Source organism: Kocuria oxytropis (assembly GCF_040981195.1).
In the GTDB taxonomy this organism is placed as follows: Bacteria; Actinomycetota; Actinomycetes; order Actinomycetales; family Micrococcaceae; genus Kocuria; species Kocuria oxytropis.
In genome coordinates, this window is the sequence record NZ_JAVFXA010000002.1 from 290997 (window position 1) to 310606 (window position 19610).

16 protein-coding genes are annotated in these 19610 nt (G+C 74.3%); 11 read left to right on the forward strand and 5 right to left on the reverse strand.

The features are described 5' to 3' along the window. Positions 1 to 39: 39 nt before the first annotated feature. Positions 40 to 1935, forward strand: a complete 1896-nt coding sequence (locus QYM41_RS03780) for a glycoside hydrolase family 15 protein (RefSeq protein WP_368798394.1) — start codon at positions 40 to 42, stop codon at positions 1933 to 1935. A 28-nt stretch (positions 1936 to 1963) separates the two neighbouring features. Here QYM41_RS03780 and QYM41_RS03785 read toward each other — a convergent pair whose 3' ends face one another. Further along, positions 1964 to 2509, reverse strand: coding sequence for a DUF421 domain-containing protein (locus QYM41_RS03785; protein WP_368798395.1), 546 nt, complete (start codon positions 2507 to 2509; stop codon positions 1964 to 1966). A 39-nt stretch (positions 2510 to 2548) separates the two neighbouring features. After that, positions 2549 to 3796, reverse strand: coding sequence for a cation:proton antiporter domain-containing protein (locus QYM41_RS03790; RefSeq protein ID WP_368798396.1), 1248 nt, complete (start codon positions 3794 to 3796; stop codon positions 2549 to 2551). Positions 3797 to 3965: 169 nt separating this feature from the next. On the opposite strand from QYM41_RS03790, the gene QYM41_RS03795 reads away from it, so the two are divergent. Genes QYM41_RS03795 through QYM41_RS03810 form a run of 4 tightly spaced genes read left to right on the forward strand, consistent with a single transcriptional unit; the run spans position 3966 to position 9310 of the window. After that, a complete protein-coding gene (locus QYM41_RS03795) occupies positions 3966 to 4829 on the forward strand; it encodes a potassium channel family protein (protein ID WP_368798397.1) in 864 nt (287 codons plus the stop codon). Positions 4830 to 4884: 55 nt separating this feature from the next. Next, the gene (locus tag QYM41_RS03800; protein WP_368798398.1) at positions 4885 to 5805 is read left to right on the forward strand and encodes an NADP-dependent oxidoreductase; all 921 of its coding nucleotides are present in this window, start codon (positions 4885 to 4887) and stop codon (positions 5803 to 5805) included. Between the two features lie 56 nt (positions 5806 to 5861). Then, complete coding sequence (locus QYM41_RS03805) at positions 5862 to 7625, forward strand: dynamin family protein (RefSeq protein ID WP_438612542.1); 1764 nt, start codon at positions 5862 to 5864, stop codon at positions 7623 to 7625. Continuing rightward, complete coding sequence (locus tag QYM41_RS03810) at positions 7622 to 9310, forward strand: dynamin family protein (protein ID WP_368798399.1); 1689 nt, start codon at positions 7622 to 7624, stop codon at positions 9308 to 9310. Before QYM41_RS03805 ends, QYM41_RS03810 begins: the two co-directional genes overlap by 4 nt. A gap of 60 nt (positions 9311 to 9370) precedes the next feature. Here QYM41_RS03810 and QYM41_RS03815 read toward each other — a convergent pair whose 3' ends face one another. The 3 genes from QYM41_RS03815 to QYM41_RS03825 form a co-directional block, all read right to left on the reverse strand. Next, a complete protein-coding gene (locus QYM41_RS03815) occupies positions 9371 to 10222 on the reverse strand; it encodes a hypothetical protein (protein WP_368798400.1) in 852 nt (283 codons plus the stop codon). Further along, the gene (locus QYM41_RS03820) at positions 10206 to 11942 is read right to left on the reverse strand and encodes an NAD(P)/FAD-dependent oxidoreductase (protein ID WP_368798401.1); all 1737 of its coding nucleotides are present in this window, start codon (positions 11940 to 11942) and stop codon (positions 10206 to 10208) included. The genes QYM41_RS03815 and QYM41_RS03820 overlap by 17 nt, the downstream gene beginning before the upstream one ends. A gap of 104 nt (positions 11943 to 12046) precedes the next feature. Beyond that, positions 12047 to 12859, reverse strand: coding sequence for an IclR family transcriptional regulator (locus tag QYM41_RS03825; protein WP_368798402.1), 813 nt, complete (start codon positions 12857 to 12859; stop codon positions 12047 to 12049). Positions 12860 to 12973: 114 nt separating this feature from the next. Between QYM41_RS03825 and leuC the strand changes: the two genes are divergently transcribed. From leuC to QYM41_RS03855, 6 genes are all read left to right on the forward strand, one after another. Next, complete coding sequence (gene leuC, locus QYM41_RS03830; RefSeq protein WP_368798403.1) at positions 12974 to 14476, forward strand: 3-isopropylmalate dehydratase large subunit; 1503 nt, start codon at positions 12974 to 12976, stop codon at positions 14474 to 14476. A gap of 32 nt (positions 14477 to 14508) precedes the next feature. Further along, positions 14509 to 15108: a 3-isopropylmalate dehydratase small subunit gene (gene leuD / locus QYM41_RS03835; RefSeq protein ID WP_368798404.1), complete on the forward strand. Its 600-nt coding sequence runs from the start codon at positions 14509 to 14511 to the stop codon at positions 15106 to 15108. A gap of 172 nt (positions 15109 to 15280) precedes the next feature. Beyond that, entirely contained in the window at positions 15281 to 16597 is a 1317-nt protein-coding gene (murA, locus tag QYM41_RS03840; protein WP_368798405.1) for a UDP-N-acetylglucosamine 1-carboxyvinyltransferase, read from the forward strand. Positions 16598 to 16610: 13 nt separating this feature from the next. Further along, positions 16611 to 17360, forward strand: coding sequence for a lysophospholipid acyltransferase family protein (locus tag QYM41_RS03845; RefSeq protein ID WP_368798406.1), 750 nt, complete (start codon positions 16611 to 16613; stop codon positions 17358 to 17360). Then, positions 17357 to 18478 carry an NAD(P)H-dependent glycerol-3-phosphate dehydrogenase gene (locus QYM41_RS03850; protein ID WP_368798407.1) on the forward strand — a complete coding sequence of 374 codons (1122 nt, stop codon included), beginning with the start codon at positions 17357 to 17359 and terminating at the stop codon, positions 18476 to 18478. The genes QYM41_RS03845 and QYM41_RS03850 overlap by 4 nt, the downstream gene beginning before the upstream one ends. Then, positions 18475 to 19593, forward strand: a complete 1119-nt coding sequence (locus tag QYM41_RS03855) for a D-alanine--D-alanine ligase family protein (RefSeq protein WP_368798408.1) — start codon at positions 18475 to 18477, stop codon at positions 19591 to 19593. The genes QYM41_RS03850 and QYM41_RS03855 overlap by 4 nt, the downstream gene beginning before the upstream one ends. Positions 19594 to 19610 lie beyond the last annotated feature (17 nt).

Below are 19610 nucleotides of genomic sequence, written 5' to 3' on the forward strand. Positions count from 1 at the left end.
CGCCTCGATGTCGCGGGACCGGAGTGGTTGAATGGGCTCATGGGTGATCCGGTGCCCGAGCACACGTCCACGCCGCTGGAGGACTACGCCCTCCTGTCGGACCTGCACACCGGGCCGCTGGTGTCCCGGGACGGCAGCGTCGACTGGCTGTGCTTCCCGCGCTTCGACTCCCCGTCGGTGTTCTCGGCGCTGCTCGGCACCCCGGAGGACGGCCGGTGGAGGATCGCCGCCGTGGACGGTGAGGTCGTCCACCGCCGGTACCTGCCGAGCACGTTCGTGCTCGAGACGACCTGGCGCACGCCCACGGGCACCCTCGTGGTGATCGACTTCCTCCCGCCGGCCAGCGACCAGGCGGACCTGATCCGCAGGGTCGAGTGCACGCAGGGGCAGGTGCAGGTGGAGCACGACCTCCGGATCCGCTTCGACTACGCCCGGGCGAGGCCCTGGACCCGGCGCGTCGACCTCGAGGACACCGGAACGTGCGGTCTGCTCTCGGTGGCCGGTCCCGACGGGCTCCTGCTGTCCGGACCGCTGCTGCACCCCCACGAGGAGCAGCAGGTGCAGCCCCAGACGGGGATGGAGGAGCGCCATGAGGCGTCCTCCGCGGGACATCCCGACGACTACCAGGGTGCGGTCGCCGACCGGCTCACCGGGGTGTTCCCGCTGTCCGAGGGCGAGACCCTGGACTGGGTGCTGACCTGGCACCTGTCCCACGAGTACCCGCCCCGGCCCGAGGACCCGCAGCAGGCCCTGGAGCGCACCCTGCGGTACTGGCGGGAGTGGTCCGCGCGCGTGGACACGGAGCACGAGCACGGCCGGACGGTGCTGCGCTCGCTGCTCGTGCTCAGGGCGCTGACCAACAGCGGTACCGGGGGGATCGTCGCCGCCCCGACCACGTCCCTGCCGGAGGAGTTCGGCGGGGTGCGCAACTGGGACTACCGGTACACCTGGCTGCGGGACGCCGCCCTGACCATCGAGACGCTGGTCGCCCACGACTTCACCGACGGGGCCCTGCACTGGCGGGGCTGGCTGCTGCGCGCGGTCGCCGGACACCCCGACGACCTGCAGATCATGTACGGGGTGGCCGGGGAGCGAGAGCTGGACGAGAGGCGCCTGGAGCACCTGCCCGGCTACGAGGGCTCCGTGCCCGTGCGGATCGGCAACGGGGCGGTGGGCCAGTACCAGGCGGACGTCGTCGGGGAGGTCATGCTCGCGCTCGCCGCGCTGCGCGACGCCGGGATCGAGGAGGACGAGTACTCCGGGGGCCTGCAGAAGAACCTGCTGCGCTTCTGCGAGGACCACTACGACCGGCGCGGACACGGCATCTGGGAGATGCGCGGGGAACCGGCGTTCTTCGTGCACGGGCGGGCCATGATGTGGGCGGCGTTCGACCAGGGGATCCGCGCCGTGGAGGTGCACGGCTCCGACGGTCCCGTGGAGCGGTGGCGGGTCCTGCGGGACCGGCTGCGCGCCGAGATCCTGGAGCACGGCTTCGACGAGGGACGGAACACCTTCACCCAGACCTACGCGAACACCGAGGTCGACGCCTCCCTGCTCCAGCTGCCGCACACCGGGTTCGTCGCCTACGACGACCCCCGGATGCTGGGCACCGTGGCCAGGATCGAGGAGGAGCTGCTCGACGAGCACGGGCTGCTGCGCCGGTACCGGACGTCCTCGGGCCTGGACGGCCTGGCCGGGGACGAATACCCCTTCCTGATCTGCTCCTTCTGGCTCGTGGAGCAGTACGCCTGCAGCGGCCGGGGCGAGGACGCCCGCACGCTGCTGGAGCGCCTGACCGGCTGCGCCAACGACCTCGGTCTCCTCGCCGAGGAGTACGACCCGGAGCGGGGCCGCCTGGCCGGGAACTTCCCCCAGGCGTTCAGCCACCTCGGCTTCATCCGCGCCGCCGACGCCCTCGCCCGGGCCTCCTCCTGATGTCGCGGCCGCCCGCGGTGCCGGGCGGTCAGCGCGGTGGCCGGTGCCCGCCGGTGTCGAGGTCCTCCGCCCCGCGGACGTCGCGGAGCGCGGACCCGTCGCCGTAGGAGCCGGACGTGATCACGCTGAACTTGCCGTTGGTCTCGAGCACGACCGCCGCGACCTGGGAGAGATCGCCGGTGCCCTGCATCCGCACGGCCTGGCGCAGCTCGGACTCGGTGAGCCGGTTGCGCCGCAGCGCGTCCTGGCGGATCTCCCCGCCGGCCAGCAGCAGCGCCGGCTCCGCGGTGAAGACCCCGCGCACCCGCGGCCGGCGCGACGAGATCCACGCCACGCACAGCTGCAGCCCGGTCAGCACCGCGAACGCGGTGACGCCCTCCGCCCACGAGACGTCGCTGCTCAGGAAGATCGTCGCCAGGGTGGACCCCAGGGCCACGGTCACCACGAAGTCGAAGACGTTGAGCTGGGCGAGGGTCCGCTTCCCCGTGGCCCGCAGGCACACGATGAGCGCCGCGTACGCGGCCGCACCCACCAGGACGATGCGCAGGATCTGCGGCCACCCGTCAAACCACACGAGGACCACCTCCCGGGACGGGGACGGTGCCGGTCGTGATCATGCGGAGGCCTCCTTCTGCTCCTCCGGCGCCGCTTCCCGGTGCCGGAGCCAGGCGCTGAGCGGCGCCGCGGTGAGTCCGTGCACGGCCACGGAGACGGTGATGGCGAGTGCGGTGTAGACGAAGATCTCGTGCCGGCCGGTGTGGCGCTCGGCCAGCGTGGCGTAGAAGAGCGCGGAGATGCCCACCGGGGCGAACCAGCTGAGGAAGAACGTCTCGGCGCGGTCGTGCAGCCGGGCGAACAGGGGCCGCAGCAGCCAGACGGTGACGAGCCGGCGCGCGAGCAGGGCCACGGTGAGGACCAGGGGCGGGACCCAGCCCAGCCGGGTCCACTCGTCCAGGGGCAGGGCCAGGCCCAGCAGGATGAAGACCGGGAGCAGGAAGAGCCGGGAGACGGCGTCCTGGATCCGGTCCTCCTGCTCCTCCTCCCGCTGGGGGATGACCTGTCCGAAGACGGCGACGCCCGTGAAGACCACCAGGACGGCGTCCGTCCCGAGGAGCTTGCCGACACCGAGCAGCAGCAGGGCCAGGGGCACGACGATCGCCAGGTACGAGCTCTCCTCCATCAGTCCGTGCCGCTGCACGAACAGGAACAGCCGGCCCAGCAGCCAGCCGGCGACGGCGCCGAGGGCGGCCCCTCCCAGGACCTCCCACAGCAGGACCCTGGTGAGCAGCTCGTGCCAGGCGCCGCCCGGGTCCGTCAGCAGCAGCACGGGGAGCATTACGAACAGGTACCCCAGCCCGTCGTTGATCCCGCTCTCCGCGGAGATGTTGTGCCGGACCCGTTCCGGCACCTTCTCCTCGGCCAGGGAGCCGGTGACGATCGGGGTGGTGACCACGGGGTCGGTCGGCGTGACGATCGCCCCGAGGAGCAGGACCAGGAGGAACGACGCTCCGAGGCCCCACCACAGCACACCCGTGGCCACCACGAGCATCCCGGCCATGCCCAGGCCGATGATGACCACGATCCAGCGGAGGTTCTGCCGCCAGTACCCGTGCGGCAGGCGCAGCGCCACCCCCGCCAGGCCCACGGCCAGGGTGATCCGGGACGCCTGCTCGAGCAGGGTGCCCCGGGGCAGGCCCCAGTCCTCGATCCGCAGGAGGTTCAGGGCGTGGGGGCCGATCAGCACCCCGAGGGCGAGGGCCAGCAGCGGGCCGGGCAGGCTGATCCGCTGGAAGAGGGTCGAGAACGCCGACAGCACCAGGACCACCCCGGCGAACAGGGCCAGCACCAGGTTGATGTCCACGTCGCTCCCTCCGGTCCCGTCGCCGCACCGTCCGGCAGCGCTCCGGTCCGCCGGCTCCCACCGTAACCCTGCTGACGGTGCCCGGTGCAAGAGGGAGCCGCGCGCCGGGTAGGGTCACCGGACGAGGACAGCACGCGGAGAGGATCGGAGCGACAACGTGGACGTGCTCATGACAGCGCTGGGGATCGGCATCGTCGCGCTCGGGCTGTGGGACATCTACCACAGCCTGCTGCACCCCAGCGGCTCTGGGGCCCTGGGCGGCAGGGTGCAGTCGGCCGTCTGGTGGCTCTCCCGGTCCACCGGGCACCGGTTCGGCTCGGCCGTGGGACCGGCGTCGATGATTACGGTGGTCCTGCTGTGGGTCGTCCTGCAGGGGGTCGGCTGGGCCCTGGTCTACCTGCCGCACGTGCCCGGGGGCTTCACGTACGCGCCCGGGGTGGACCCTGCTGACTACCCGGACGCCGTGGACGCGCTCTACGTCTCCCTGGTGACGCTGGCGACCCTGGGGTTCGGGGACGTGGTGGCCACCGACCCCTGGATCAGGATGGCCACCCCGCTGGAGGCGCTGACGGGCTTCGCGCTGCTCACCGCGGCCCTGACCTGGTTCACCCAGATCTACCCGCCGCTGTCCCGGCGCCGCGCCCTGGCGCTCGAGCTGAAGTCCCTCGCGGACGTGGACTACGCCGGCGGCCTGCCGGAGGAGGACCCGGTGACGGCCGCCCGGGTGCTCGACGGCCTGGCCGCGGAGGTGGCGAAGGCCAGGATCGACTTCACCCAGCACGGGGAGACGTACTACTTCCAGGAGGAGGACCCGGACCTCTCCCTGGCCCGGCACCTGCCCTACGCGCTCGCGCTGCGGGACGGCGCCGCCGCCTGCTCCGCGCAGGGGGTGCGCACGAGCTCCCGCCGGCTGGGACTGGCCCTGGAGCAGCTCGGGCAGAAGCTGCGGGAGGACTTCCTCACCGCGGGGGAGTCCCCGGAGGAGACCTTCGCGGCCTACGCCGAGGACCACGGGCGGGACGCCCGCCGCTGATTCCGCACGGCAGGGGCGCGGGAACAGATTCCCGCCCCTGCCGGTTGGGCCGGGCATGAAAGCCCTGACGTACGCCCGCTACGGCGGCCCCGAAGTCCTCGAGCTCACCGAGCTGCCCCAGCCCAAGGTGCCCCCGGGGTGGGTGCTCGTGAAGGTGCGCAGCGCCGCGGTCAACCCCGTGGACCGGAAGATCATGTCCGGCGGCCTCGACCCGCTCATGGAGGTCCAGTTCCCGGTGGTGCCCGGCTGGGACGTGTCCGGGGTCGTGGAGACCGTGGGCATCGACGTGCCGGAGTGGGCGGCCGGCGACGAGGTGATCTCCTACGCCCGCACGGACTGGGTGCACGGCGGGACGATGGCCGAGTACGTGGCCCTGCCCGCCCGGCTGCTCGCGTCGAAGCCCGCCTCGGTGGACTGGGACCGGGCGGCCTCCCTGCCGCTGGCCGGGCTCACGGCCCACCAGGTCCTCCGCCGCCTGGACGTCGCCGCGGCGGAGACGGTGCTCGTGCACAACGCCTCCGGCGGCGTGGGCGGCTACGCCGTGCAGCTCGCCGTGGCCCGCGGCGCCCGGGTGATCGGCACGGCGTCGGCGGCCAACCACGACTACCTGCGCGAGCTGGGCGCGGAACCCGTGGGCTACGGGGACGGCCTGCCCGAGCGGGTCCGGGAGCTCGCGCCCGGGGGCGTGGACGTGGTGGTCGACCTCGTGGGCGGGGTGCTCGAGCAGACGCTGGCCGTCCTCGCGGACGGCGGACGGCACGCCTCCGTGGCCGACGACGCCGTGGAGGCCCACGGCGGGACCTGGATGTGGGTGCGCCCCTCCGCCGAGGACCTCACCGAGCTGAGCCGGCTGGTGGACCGGGGCGCGCTCCGGATCGAGCTCGCCCGCAGCGTGCCCCTGGCCGAGGGCGTCGAGGCCTACCGGCTCAGCCAGGAGGGCCACGTCCGCGGCAAGATCGCCGTCCGGATGCCCTGAGCCGCGGGGACGCCCGCCGCGTAGGTGGACAGCAGGCTGACTGGCACAATGGCCGTGTGACCGACCAGACGGAGATGCTGAGCGCCCTGGAGGACGCGCGGGCGCTGCTCGCGGCGACGACCCTCCCGCTGTCCACGACCGACGTGCTGCGCGAGCGCGAGGACGTCGGCCGCGCCGTCGCCCAGCTCGACGACTACGTCCTGCCCCGGGTGCGCTCCCTCGACGCCCCGCTGCTCGCCGTGGTCGGCGGGTCCACCGGCGCCGGCAAGTCGACCCTGGTCAACGCGCTCGTGGGTCACCCCGTGACCCGGTCCGGGGCCATCCGCCCGACCACCCGGCAGCCGATCCTCATCCACCACCCCCGCGACGCCGAGGCGTTCGCCGACCAGCGGGTGCTGCCGCACCTGAGCCGGATCCACGCGCGGAAGGTCACCCCCGCGGGCTCGACCGCCGCGGACACCGCCTCCCCGTCCGCCCTGCCCGGCACCGCGGACGGCCAGGCCCTCGTGCTGCTGGCCGAGCCGCGCATCCCCGAGGGCGTGGCCCTGCTCGACGCCCCGGACGTGGACTCGATCTCCGACGAGAACCGCCGGCTCGCGGGCCAGCTGCTCGCCGCCGCGGACCTGTGGCTGTTCGTGACCACCGCGAACCGCTACGCCGACGCCGTGCCGTGGCGGCTGCTCGTCGAGGCCGCGCAGCGGGACATCACGATGGCCGTGGTCCTCGACCGTGTCCCGCACGGGCTCGAGGCCGAGATCGAGGAGGATCTCCGGCGGATGCTCGGCGAGCAGGGCCTCGGGGACGCGCCGGTCTTCACGGTCCCGGAGTCCCCGCTCAACGAGACCGGCATGCTCCCGCCGCACGTCGTCGCCCCCGTCGCGGACTACCTCGCCGAGCTGGGGCGCAGCGCGGCCGCCCGCTCGGAGATCGCCCGCCGGACCCTCGGCGGCGCGGTGCGCTCGATCGCCGACCGCACCGGGGCCGCCGGGACCGCGGTGCTCTCCCAGCAGCGCGTCGGGGCGCAGCTGCACCAGGACGTGGAGCGCGCCTTCGAGGAGGCGCTGGCGGCGGTCGTGGAGTCGACGCGGGACGGGACCCTGCTGCGCGGGGAGGTCCTCGCCCGCTGGCAGGACTTCGTGGGCACCGGCGAGTTCTTCCGCAACCTCGAGGCGGGCATCGGCCGGCTGCGCGACCGGCTCACCGCCTTCCTGAGCGGCCGGCCGGCGCCCGAGGTCGAGGTCGAGGAGGCCATCGAGACCGGGCTGCAGACCGTGATCGTGGAGGAGGCGGCGCGCGCCTCCGAGACCGCCGAGCGACGCTGGCAGGACGAGCCGGCCGGCCGGGTGCTCCTCGGCGGTTCCGACCTCGGCTCCCTGCCCCCGGACTTCCGCGAGCGCACGGCCGAGCAGGTGCGCGCCTGGCAGGGCGACCTCATGGAGCTGATCCGGCGCGAGGGCGCGGACAAGCGGACCAAGGCGCGGGCCATGTCCCTGGGCGTCAACGCGCTGACCGTGATCCTGATGATCGGCGTGTTCTCCATGACGGGCGGGCTCACCGGGCTGGAGGTCGGCATCGCCGGCGGCTCCGGGGTGGTGGGCACCAAGCTCCTCGAGGCGGTCTTCGGGGAGGACGCCGTGCGGCGGATGGCCGAGGACGCCCGCCGGAACCTGGAAACCCGGATCTCCACGCTCATGGACCAGCAGGCGTCCGTGTTCCTGCGGCGCCTGGACGTGCTGGACGGGCACCCGCGGGCGGAGGAGCTCGCCGCCGCCGCGGAGCGCATCCGCACCGCGGGCGGGACGCTGGGGGAGGGGCGGTGAGCCCGGCCCGGCAGACGGCCCCGACCCTCTCCGAACGGCTCACGGCGCTCACGCGCGCCACGGACCTGGCCTCCGGCCGGCTCGACGAGGAAGCCGTGGCGGCGTCCCGCACCGTCCTGGACCGGGCCGCGGAGCGGCGCTCCCTGTCCGCCGACCACACGGTGGTGGGCTTCTTCGGGGCGACCGGGTCCGGGAAGTCCACGCTGTTCAACGCGGTGGTGGGCCGGGACATCGCCCGGGCCGCCGCCCGCCGCCCCACCACCTCGGAACCCCTGGCCGCCGTCTGGGGGGAGGCCGGCAGCGAGGCCCTGCTGGACTGGCTCGGCGTCAACCAGCGCCACCACGTGGACACGCCCCTGCCCTCCGCGGACGAGGACACCGGCCGGTGGACGCGCGTGAAGGAGCGGTTCACGGGCGGACCCGCGGCGGAGGGGCCCGGGGGGCTCATCCTGCTGGACCTGCCGGACTTCGACTCCGTGAGCCTGCACCACCGCACCGTCGTGCAGCGCCTGGTCGGCATGGTGGACGTCGTGGTCTGGGTCGTGGACCCGCAGAAGTACGCCGACGCGGTCATCCACCAGGACTTCATCGCGCCGCTCGCCCGCCACGGGGCCGTGACCATGGTGGTGATGAACCAGGTGGACCGGCTGCCGCCCGCGGAGGTCCCGGCCGTGATGGCCTCCCTCGAGGAGCTCGTGGCCCGGGACGGGCTGCCCACCACGGGTCTGTCGGCGCCGGTGGCGGTCTCCGCGGTGACCGGCGAGGGCGTCGAGGCCCTCCGGGCCCGGATCCGCCGGGTGGCCGACTCCCGGGCCGCGGCCGGTGCCCGGCTCGACGCCGACGTGGACGACGCCGCCGCGCGTCTCGCCGAGGCCTGCGGCGAGGGGGAGCCGACCGGGATCACCGGGCCGGCGCAGGAGCGGCTCACCGACGGCCTGGCGCAGGCCGCCAACGTGCCCGGCATCGCCCGGGCCGCCGGGCGCTCCTACGCCCTGCACGCCGCGCACCGCACGGGGTGGATCCCCACCCGGTGGCTGCTGCGGTTCCGCAAGGACCCGATGCGCCGGCTCAACCTCGACCGGGGCGGGACCGTGAACCCGGAGGTCAACCGCACGTCCCTGCCGCCCATGGGCGCCGCCCAGCGGGCCGCGGCCGACTCCGCCGTGCGCACGTTCGCCCACGACGCCGCCGAGGGGGCGGCCGAGCCGTGGACCCGGTCGGTCCGCCAGGCCGCACGCACGCACGAGCAGAGGCTGCCGGACGCGATCGACCAGGCGGTCGCCCGCACCGACTTCCGGGCCGGGCGCAACTCCTGGTGGTGGCTGCTGCTCGACGTCGTCCAGTGGCTCGCGGCGCTCGCGGCGGTGGCGGGCCTGGTGTGGCTGCTGGGGCTCTTCCTGCTCGAGTGGTTCCAGATCCCCGTCCCGCCGCCCCCGGGCGTCGAGGGCTTCCCGCTGCCCGTGCCCACGCTGCTCGTGCTGGCCGGGGCGCTGCTCGGCATCTTCACGGCCCTGACCGGCCGGATCCTCGCCGGCTTCGGCGCCCGGCTGCGGGAACGCTCGGTGCGGCGCCGGCTGCGGGCGTCGGTGGCGGAGGCGGGCCGGCGCACCGTCGTGGACCCGGTGCGGGCGGAGCTCGAGGCCTTCGCCGCGTTCCGGACGGCCCTGGAGGTCCTGCGCCGCTGAGCCCCGGTCCTCGTCGGCGGCCGCCGACGGGTCCCGGGGGAACCCGCCCGGGGCCGGCCCTCAGCGGGCACCGGCCGCCGGACGGAGGGCGAGGATCCATCCGCCCGCGCAGCCGATGGCCAGCAGGACGGCCACGACGCCGGCGGCGGGCAGGCCAGTCCAGGTCAGGGCGTCACCGTGGCGGAGCAGGGCCACGGCCTGGAGGAGGGCGAAGACGAGGGCGCTCAGCCCGAGGGGGCGGACGGTGCGCGCGTCGCCGGCCGCGCCGGCGTACGCGGCCGCCCACCCGAGACCGACCAGCCAGGCACCGACCGCCCGCCCCGTCAGCGGGGTCAGGGGCCACGGCCACAGCGCCGCGGCCGCGACCGGCACGAGGAGCAGCGCGGCGCCGGTCAGCAGCAGCACCGCGGCGATGCCCGCCAGGAGTCCCCGCAGACCGGGCGGCAGCGGGACGCGGGCCTGCGCGGGGGTCCCGGCCACCGGCCGGGTCCGGCTCTGGGCCAGGCCGATGACGAGCATCGCCACGGGGACGGCGGCGTAGATGGCCAGCCACGCCCAGGTGGCGAACCGGGCGAGGAACGGGTGCTCCGGGGCCAGGTGGAAGCGCTCCAGGTGCAGGAGCGTCACGCCGAGGGTCAGGGTCGTGAAGACGAACACGGGCCAGACCGCCAGCTTCGCCCGGTCCCAGGCGGCCGAGCGCGCCCCCGCCACCTCGAGGACGGCGCTCGACCAGTACGCCGCGCCCAGGAAGACCGCGGTCATGGGCGGGTCGACGGTCCACGCGAACCAGTCCGGCGTGCGCAGCGGGAACACGAACAGCACCAGCCCCGCGAGGAACACCAGGAACGCGGCGACGAGCAGCAGCCGCCGCATCGCCGGCAGCAGCGGCGCGGCGTCAGCCGGGGAGCCCATGGTCCGCCGCCGTGCCGGGGCCGGCCGACGGGTGCTCGGCCAGGTAGCCGTGCAGGAGCGAGATCACGGTGGCGCCGTCCCCGACGGCGGTCGCCACCCGCTTGACCGAGCCGGCCCGGACGTCGCCGATCGCGAAGACCCCCGGCATGGTGGTCTCCAGCAGCAGCGGCGGCCCGGACGGCCCGCCGGGACCGGGCTCCTCCGCCCGCCCGGTGCCGCCCGTGCGCAGGAAACCGGCGCTGTCGCGCTGGACCGACCCGGGCAGCCACGACGTGCGCGGCACCGAGCCGATCAGCACGAACAGGGCGGCGGCCTCGATCTCCTCGACGGGGCCGTCCGCGGGCGCCCCGGACGGCGCGACGACGACCGCGGCGAGGCACCCGTCCAGCTCCCGGGCGCCCACCGCCGCGGTGCCCAGGAGGATGCTCACGTTGCGCGTCGCCTCGAGCTGGCCGATCAGGTAGTCCGACATGCTCGCCGCCAGCGACGGTCCCCGCACCAGCAGCGTGACGTGCTTCGCGTAGCGGGCGACGTGCAGGGCCGCCTGCCCGGCCGAGTTGCCGCCGCCCACGACGCACGCCCGCTGACCGGCCAGCGACGGCGCCTCCGAGACCGCGGCGCCGTAGAACACCCCCCGGCCCACCAGCTCCTCGAGCTGCGGGACACCGAGGCGGCGGTAGTCCACGCCGGTGGCCACCACGACCGCGCGGGCCCGGACGAGCCCGCCGTCGGAGGTGCGCACCGTGCGCAGGGGGCCCTCGGTCCCCAGCCCCTCCGCCTGCCGCATGAACAGGAAGTCGGTGCCGAACACCCAGGCCTGCTGGAAGGACCGGAAGGCCAGGTGGGCGCCGCTCACGCCGCGGGAGAAGCCGGGGTAGTTGCGGATGAGCGAGCTGGTGCCCGCCTGCCCGCCCACGGCCTCCTTCTCCACCACCAGGGTGGAGAGGCCCTCGGAGGAGGCGTACACCGCCGCCGCGAGACCGGCAGGTCCGGCGCCCACCACGACCACGTCGTAGACCCGGTCCGCCGCCTGCGGACGGTTCAGCCCGAACGCCTCGACGATCTCCGGGTCGCTGGGGTTCTGCAGGACGGTGGGCGGCGCGGTGAACTCCAGCACCAGGACCGGCAGCTCGGGCTCGTGCAGGTCCAGGCCCGCGAGCATCCGCTGGGCCGCCGCGGAACCGGCCGGGTGGAAGCCCACCGGGATGTGGTTGCGCACCAGCGTGTCGCGCAGGGACCGGGTCCGGGCGTCGCGCGCCTCCCCGATCATCCGCACGGCCACGAACCCGGCGCCCTGGGCGAGGTGCCAGTCGTCGAGGGCGTCGGTGACCGCACCGTGGAACTCCTCGTCGCGGGTCCGCTCGGGCCGCAGCACGAGCAGGTCGGCGTGGCCCTGGGCGAGGGCCCTGAACACGGTGGGACCGCTGGCGAAGTCTCCCCAGATCACCGCGACGGCCCGTTTGGCGGCGGGGTGCTCGGCGTAGGCGCGGCGGAGCAGGTCCAGTCCGCCCCGGTCGGCCGGGCCGTAGCAGCCCATGATGAGCGCCACCGAGCGCTTCCAGTGCCGGAGTCCCTGGAGCACCGCCCGGGCATGGGCGTTCGAGGCGCAGACCACGACCTCGTAGTCGGCGCCGTAGCGCCGACGCAGCTCGTCCCCCAGGATCTCCCGGGAGACCGGGTCGTCGGTCGCGAGCAGCAGGACCGGGACCGAGCCATCCATGGCCACCACCTCCTGGTGGATCCCTGGCCGGATGGCGCTCAGGCTACTCGCGCCCGGATCCGGGGACAAGGGGATCCGCCCGGGGGCGGGGCGGCACGGGCCCGCTACTGGGTGGTGGCCCGGACGGCCTCCGTGAGCTGGCGGGCGGCCTGGACCACGACCTCGGCGTGCAGCCGGCCCGGCTGGCGGGTGAGCCTTTCGATGGGCCCGGAGATCGAGACCGCGGCGATCACCCGGCCCGAGGGCCCCCGCACCGGCGCCGAGACGGAGGCGATGCCCGGCTCCCGCTCGCCCAGCGACTGCGCCCAGCCGCGGCGGCGCACCCCCGCCAGCACCGTCGCCGAGAACCGGGCGTGGCGCAGGCCCTCCAGCAGGCGGTCGTGGTCCTCCCAGGCGACGAGCACCTGCGCGGCGGAGCCCGCCTTCATCGACAGCTGGGTGCCCACGGGGATCGTGTCCCGCAGCCCGATGGGGCGCTCGGCCGAGGCCACGCACACGCGCCAGTCGCCCTGCCGGCGGAAGATCTGCGCGGACTCCCCGGTGGCGTCCCGCAGGTTCACGAGCACGGGACCGGCGGCGGCGATCAGGCGGTCCTCACCGGCCGCGGAGGCCAGCTCCACGAGCCGGGAGCCGAGCACGAACCGGCCCTGGACGTCGCGGCCCACGAAGCGGTGGTGGGCCAGCGCCACGGCCAGCCGGTGGACGGTGGGGCGGGCGAGCCCGGTGGCGCTCACCAGCTGGGCGAGGGTCGCGGGCCCTGCCTCGAGGGCATCGAGGATCGTCGCGGCCTTGTCGACCACCCCCACCCCGCTGGGCGCGGTGGTGGCGGCCAGCGCCAGGGCCTCCCCGGTCCCGTGCCCGCCCAGGGGCGTTCCGAGGGGGGCGCCGGAGGGGTCGAGGTGTCCCGATGTGTCCATGGAATGATACTGCCGTCTCAGAATGTGAGAAGCAAGCCGGAAAGCTGGCCCGGCGCGAGCCGGGCGCCGACCATGGAGGAAAGACGTTGCACAGGCAGCACGGAAGGATCCGCCATGCCGGACTACCAGTCCTCGACCCCCGCCACGACCTCCGCCGCGCCCTCGGGGCGCGCCGGCGGGCGCACCCTCGCCGAGAAGGTCTGGGCGGACCACCTCGTGCGCCAGGGGGAGGACGGGCGGCCCGACCTGCTCTACATCGACCTGCACCTGCTCCACGAGGTCACCTCGCCGCAGGCCTTCGAGGGCCTGCGTCTCGCGGGCCGTCCGCTGCGCCGGCCGGACCTGACGATCGCCACCGAGGACCACAACACGCCCACCCAGGACATCTTCTCGCGCATCGCCGACGACACCTCCCGCAAGCAGATCGAGACCCTCCGGGCCAACTGCGCCGAGTTCGGGGTGCGCCTGCACCCGCTCGGGGACGCCGAGCAGGGCATCGTGCACGTGGTGGGCCCCCAGCTGGGGCTCACCCAGCCCGGGATGACCGTGGTCTGCGGGGACTCCCACACCTCCACCCATGGGGCCTTCGGCGCGCTGGCCTTCGGCATCGGCACCTCCGAGGTCGAGCACGTCATGGCCACCCAGACGCTGCCGCTGGCCCCGTTCCGCACCATGGCGATCACCGTCGAGGGCACGCTGCGCCCGGGCGTCTCCGCCAAGGACATCATCCTGGCCGTGATCGCGAAGATCGGCACCGGCGGGGGGCAGGGCTACGTCCTGGAGTACCGCGGCTCGGCCATCCGTGCGCTGTCCATGGAGGCCCGGATGACGATCTGCAACATGTCGATCGAGGCCGGCGCCCGGGCGGGCATGATCGCCCCGGACGAGACCACCTTCGACTACGTCCAGGGCCGCCCGCACGCGCCGCAGGGCGCCGACTGGGACGCCGCGGTCGAGTACTGGCGCACCCTGCGCACCGACGAGGACGCGGTCTTCGACGCGGAGGTCTTCCTGGACGCGGACGAGCTGGAGCCGTTCGTCACGTGGGGCACCAACCCTGGCCAGGGCGTGCCGCTGTCCCAGTCCGTGCCGGACCCCGAGGACATCGGCGACGAGAACGACAAGGCCAACGCCCGCCGGGCCCTGGAGTACATGGGCCTGGCCGCCGGCACCCCGATGAAGGAGATCCCGGTGGACACCGTCTTCCTGGGCTCCTGCACCAACTCCCGGATCGAGGACCTGCGGGCCGCGGCGGAGATCGTCAAGGGCCGCACGAAGGCCGCGAACGTGCGGATGATGGTGGTGCCCGGCTCCGCGAAGGTGCGGCTGCAGGCCGAGGCCGAGGGCCTGGACCGGGTCTTCACCGAGTTCGGCGCCGACTGGCGGTTCGCGGGCTGCTCGATGTGCCTGGGCATGAACCCCGACCAGCTCGCCCCCGGGGAGCGGTGCGCCTCGACGTCGAACCGCAACTTCGAGGGCCGGCAGGGCAAGGGCGGGCGCACCCACCTCGTCTCGCCCGTGGTGGCCGCGGCCACCGCGGTGCGCGGCACGCTGTCCTCCCCGTCCGACCTCGAGTCCGCCGGCGCCCCCGGCGACCTCGCGTCCGCCGGCGCCTGAGCCCTCGACCCGAAGCCCAGAAAGGCCCTGCCATGGAGAAGTTCACCACCCACCGGGGTGTCGGCGTCCCGCTGCGCCAGTCCAACGTGGACACCGACCAGATCATCCCGGCCGTCTACCTCAAGCGGATCACCAAGACCGGGTTCGAGGACGCCCTGTTCGCCGCCTGGCGCAAGAACGAGGACTTCGTGCTCAACCGGGAGCCCTACCGGCACGGCTCCGTCCTGGTGGCGGGACCGGACTTCGGCACCGGCTCCTCCCGCGAGCACGCGGTGTGGGCGCTGCGCGACTACGGCTTCCGGGTCGTGGTCTCCTCCCGGTTCGCGGACATCTTCCGCGGGAACTCCGGCAAGCAGGGCCTGCTGGCCGCCCAGGTCGACCAGGCCGACGTCGAGCTGCTGTGGAAGCTGATCGAGGAGCACCCCGGCACCGAGATCGAGGTCGACCTCGAGGCGCGCACGGTGACCTGCGACACGGTCACGGTGCCCTTCACCATCGACGACTACACCCGCTGGCGCCTCATGGAGGGCCTGGACGACATCGGGCTGACCCTCCAGCGCGAGGAGGACATCACCGCCTACGAGGCCGCCCGGCCCGCGTTCAAGCCGACCACGCTGCCCGCCCGCACCTGACCCGGCCGCGCCCGGCACGGCCCGGCGGAGCCCTCCGCGGCCCCGCCGGGCCGTCGCGTGTCCCGGACACGCACGACGTCCGCCCCTGTCGGGGGGCCCGCGCCGGGGAACCTACACTGTACGGGTGCCGCTCCCGCTCGGGAGTGGCCCGGCAACAGCAGATCGGAAGGTCATGAGCAGCGCACTGCACATCACGGGCGGGGTCCCCCTGTCCGGGCAGGTCACCGTGCGAGGTGCCAAGAACCTCGTCCCCAAGGCGATGGTGGCCGCCCTCCTGGGCTCCACCCCGTCCGTCCTGGCCAACGTGCCCGAGATCAAGGACGTCCAGGTCGTCACGAACCTGCTGGCGCTGCACGGCGTCGACGTGGCGCGCGAGGACGGACGGCTCTCCCTGGACCCGTGCAACGTCACCACGGCGCGGCACGCGGACATCGACGCCCACGCCGGGGACTCCCGGATCCCGATCCTGCTGTGCGGTCCGCTGCTGCACGCCATCGGCGAGGCGTTCATCCCCGACCTCGGCGGCTGCAAGATCGGCGACCGGCCCATCAACTACCACCTCGACGTGCTGCGCCACTTCGGCGCCCGCGTGGAGAAGCTCGAGTCCGGGATCCGGATGAGCGCCCCCCACGGCCTGCACGGGGCCAAGGTGGAACTGCCCTATCCCTCGGTCGGGGCGACCGAGCAGGTGCTGCTCACCGCCACCCGCGCCGACGGCCACACCGAGCTGCGCGGCGCGGCGACCGAGCCCGAGATCATGGACCTCATCGCGATCCTGCAGAAGATGGGCGCCATCATCACGGTCCAGACCGACCGCGTGATCCGCATCGAGGGCGTCCCGGAGCTCACCGGCTACCGGCACCGGGCGATGCCCGACCGGATCGAGGCGGCGTCCTGGGGCTCCGCGGCGCTGGCCACGGGCGGCGACATCTTCGTGTCCGGGGCCCGGCAGGCCGACATGATGACCTTCCTCAACACCTTCCGCAAGATCGGCGGCGGCCTGGACATCACGGAGGACGGCATCCGCTTCTACCACCCCGGCGGGGACCTGAACCCGCTCATCGTGGAGACGGACGTGCACCCCGGGTTCATGACCGACTGGCAGCAGCCGCTGGTGGTCGCCCTGACCCAGGCCTCGGGCGTGTCCATCGTGCACGAGACCGTCTACGAGAACCGCTTCGGCTTCACCGCCGCCCTGAACCGGATGGGGGCCACGATCCAGCTGCACCGCGAGTGCCTGGGCTCCGTGCCCTGCCGCTTCGGGCAGCGCAACTTCGTGCACTCGGCCGTGATCTCGGGGGCCACCCCGCTGCAGGCCTCGGAGATCAACATCCCCGACCTGCGCGGCGGCTTCTCGCACCTCATCGCGGCGATGGCCGCCGAGGGCACGTCCCACGTCACCGGTGTGGAACTCATCGAGCGGGGCTACGAGCACTTCACCCACAAGCTGGCGGGGCTCGGGGCGTCGTTCGAGCTCGACGGCGAGTGAGCCGGGCCCGTCGATGAGCCGCACCTCGAACCGTCGCCTCTTCCGCGTGCTCGCGGGCGTCGTGAAACCGGCCTACGCGCTGGTGGCCCGGCTGCGCTGGTCCGGGCAGGAGCACCTGCCCGCCGAGGGCGGGTTCGTCGTGGTCCCCAACCACCTGACCGAGCTCGACCCCCTGACTGTCGCCATCACGCTCTACGACAACGGGATCATGCCGCGCTTCCTTGCGAAGGAGTCGCTGTTCCGCGTCCCCGGGGTGGGCGCGGTGCTCCGGGCCACGGGCCAGGTCCCCGTGCTGCGCGGCACGGCCGACGCGGCGGCGGCGCTGACGGCGGCCCGCGCGGAGCTCGCCTCCGGCGGGGCCGTGGTGATCTACCCCGAGGGGACCCTCACCCGGGACCCCGGCCGGTGGCCGATGACCGGGCACACGGGCGCCGTGCGCCTGGCCCTGGCCACCGGGGCCCCGGTCGTCCCGGTGGCGCACTGGGGCGACCAGGACGTCCTCGACCACGACCGCGCCACGGGCCGGCGCACCGTCAGCCTCTTCCCCCGCAAGGACGTCCGCGTGCGGATCGGCCCGCCCGTGGACCTCGGCCCGTGGCGGGAGGAGGTCCCCGACCTGACCCGTCCGGCGGAGCCGGACGCGGCCCGGCTCGAGGAGGCCACGGACGCCGTCATGCGGGCGGTGGCGCGGGAGCTCGCCGTGCTGCGCGGCACGGAGCCGCCGGCCGCCCTCTGGGACCGCCGCCGGGGGGCCCGCCCGTGACGCCGGCCGAGCCCACCGCACCGGCCCCCGGGGGCCCGCCCGCCGCCGGTCCCCGCAGGATCGCCGTGCTGGGGGCCGGGTCCTGGGGCACGACCTTCGCCAAGATCCTCGCCGACAGCGCCCGGGAGGCCGCGCACGACCGCCACGAGCCTCCCGGCCGGACCGTGGTGCTGTGGGGACGCAGCGCCGCCGCGATGGGCCACACCGCCCGCACCCGGGTGAACGACCGCTACGTCCCCGGCATCCGGCTGCCCGAGCGCCTGGAGATCACCGCGGACCTCGCCGCCGCCGTGCACGGGGCGGACCTCGTGGTCCTCGCCGTCCCCGCGCAGTCCCTGCGCGCGCAGCTGGCCGCCGCGGCGGAGCACCTCGAGCGGGACGCCGTGGTGCTGTCCCTGGCCAAGGGGCTCGAGCGGGACACGGGCCTGCGGATGAGCGAGGTGGTCGCCGAGGAGCTCGGCCGGGCCACCGGCCTGGGCCCCGAGCACTGGCGGGCACGCACGTGCGTGCTCTCGGGGCCGAACCTGGCCATGGAGATCGCCGAGGAGCAGCCCACGGCGTCGGTGGTGGCGGCCCCGTCCGAGGCGCTGGCCACCTGGGTGGCCCACGCCTGCCGGACCCGCTACTTCCGCCCCTACACGAACACGGACGTGGTGGGCACCGAGATCGGCGGCGTCGTCAAGAACGTCATCGCCCTCGGGGTGGGCGTCGCCGACGGCCGCCACTTCGGGGAGAACTCCAAGGCCTCCATCATCACCCGCGGCCTGGCCGAGACCACCCGGCTCGCGCTCGCCCTCGGCGGCCGGCTGGAGACCCTCTCCGGGCTCGCCGGGCTGGGCGACCTCGTGGCCACCTGCTCCTCGCCCCTGTCCCGCAACCGCACCGCGGGCCGGCTCCTCGGGCTGGGCCTGACCCCCGCGGAGGTCCAGGAGGAGATGACCCAGACCGCCGAGGGCATCAAGTCCGCCCCGGCCGTGCTCGCCCTGGCCCGCCGGCACGGCGTCGACGTGCCCATCACCGAGGCCGTCGTGGCCATCCTGCGCGAGCAGATCACCATCGACGACGTGGCCCAGCTGCTGCTGGGCCGAGAGATCAAATCCGAAGGGACCGCCCCATGACCCCCCGCCCCTGCGTCGCCGTGCTGTTCGGCGGTCGCTCCAGCGAGCACTCCATCTCCCTCATCACGGCCCGTGGCGTGCTGCGCGCCATCGACCGCGAGAAGTGGGACGTGGTGACCGTGGGCATCGCGACCTCCGGGGAGTGGTTCCTCTGCCCCCAGGAGGAGCTCGAGGCGCTGCTCGAGGCGAACCCGATCGCGGAGCTGCCCGTGGGCGAGGACCTCGTGAGCCTGCCGCTGAAGGTCGGGGAGAGCGAGCTCATCGTGCGCCAGGACGGCCCCTGCGGGCAGACGGTCGCCCGGGACCGGCACATCGACGTGGTCCTGCCGCTGCTGCACGGGCCCTTCGGGGAGGACGGCACGCTGCAGGGGCTGCTCGAGCTCGCCGACCTGCGCTATGTGGGCTGCGGGGTGACCGCCTCGGCGGTGGGGATGGACAAGCACTTCATGAAGCTCGCCTTCGAGGCGGCGGGGCTGGAAGTGGGTCCCTACACGGTGGTGACCGACCGGCAGTGGGCCGTGGACCCCCACGGCGTGCGCGAGCGCATCGCCGCGCTCGGCTTCCCCGTGTTCGTCAAGCCGGCCCGCGCCGGGTCCTCCTTCGGCATCACGAAGGTGGAGCGCGCGGAGGAGCTGGACGCCGCGATCGCGGCCGCCCGCGAGCACGACCGCAAACTCGTGGTCGAGGCGGGGATCGTGGGCCGCGAGATCGAGTGCGCGGTGCTCCAGGGGCGGGGGACCGGTGCCGCCCGGACCTCCATGCCGGGGGAGATCGAGATCGTCGACGAGCACGCGTTCTACGACTTCGAGGCGAAGTACGTCTCGCAGGCCTCCGCGAGGCTCAGCTGTCCCGCGGACCTGCCGCAGGAGGCCATCGAGACGATCCGCCGCGGCGCCGTGACCGCCTTCGAGGCGCTGGACGGGGAGGGGCTGTGCCGTGCCGACTTCTTCTACACCCCGGACGGCAGGGTGGTCATCAACGAGATCAACACGATGCCCGGGTTCACGCCCATCTCGATGTACCCGCGGATGTGGGCGGCCTCCGGCCTCGACTACGCCGAGCTGATCGACGAGCTCCTGGGCCTGGCCCTGGAACGGCCGGTGGGGCTGCGCTGAACCGCCGCGCGGCCGCG

Coding starts and splice junctions, on each gene's coding strand:
- QYM41_RS03825 (WP_368798402.1), bottom strand. CDS start 12,859: ATGGACACATCGGGACACCTCGACCCCTCCGGCGCCCCCCTCGGAACG.
- QYM41_RS03800 (WP_368798398.1), top strand. CDS start 4,885: ATGAAAGCCCTGACGTACGCCCGCTACGGCGGCCCCGAAGTCCTCGAG.
- QYM41_RS03795 (WP_368798397.1), top strand. CDS start 3,966: ATGACAGCGCTGGGGATCGGCATCGTCGCGCTCGGGCTGTGGGACATC.
- QYM41_RS03815 (WP_368798400.1), bottom strand. CDS start 10,222: ATGGGCTCCCCGGCTGACGCCGCGCCGCTGCTGCCGGCGATGCGGCGG.
- QYM41_RS03845 (WP_368798406.1), top strand. CDS start 16,611: ATGAGCCGCACCTCGAACCGTCGCCTCTTCCGCGTGCTCGCGGGCGTC.
- QYM41_RS03780 (WP_368798394.1), top strand. CDS start 40: ATGGGTGATCCGGTGCCCGAGCACACGTCCACGCCGCTGGAGGACTAC.
- leuC (WP_368798403.1), top strand. CDS start 12,974: ATGCCGGACTACCAGTCCTCGACCCCCGCCACGACCTCCGCCGCGCCC.
- leuD (WP_368798404.1), top strand. CDS start 14,509: ATGGAGAAGTTCACCACCCACCGGGGTGTCGGCGTCCCGCTGCGCCAG.
- QYM41_RS03820 (WP_368798401.1), bottom strand. CDS start 11,942: ATGGATGGCTCGGTCCCGGTCCTGCTGCTCGCGACCGACGACCCGGTC.
- QYM41_RS03855 (WP_368798408.1), top strand. CDS start 18,475: ATGACCCCCCGCCCCTGCGTCGCCGTGCTGTTCGGCGGTCGCTCCAGC.
- murA (WP_368798405.1), top strand. CDS start 15,281: ATGAGCAGCGCACTGCACATCACGGGCGGGGTCCCCCTGTCCGGGCAG.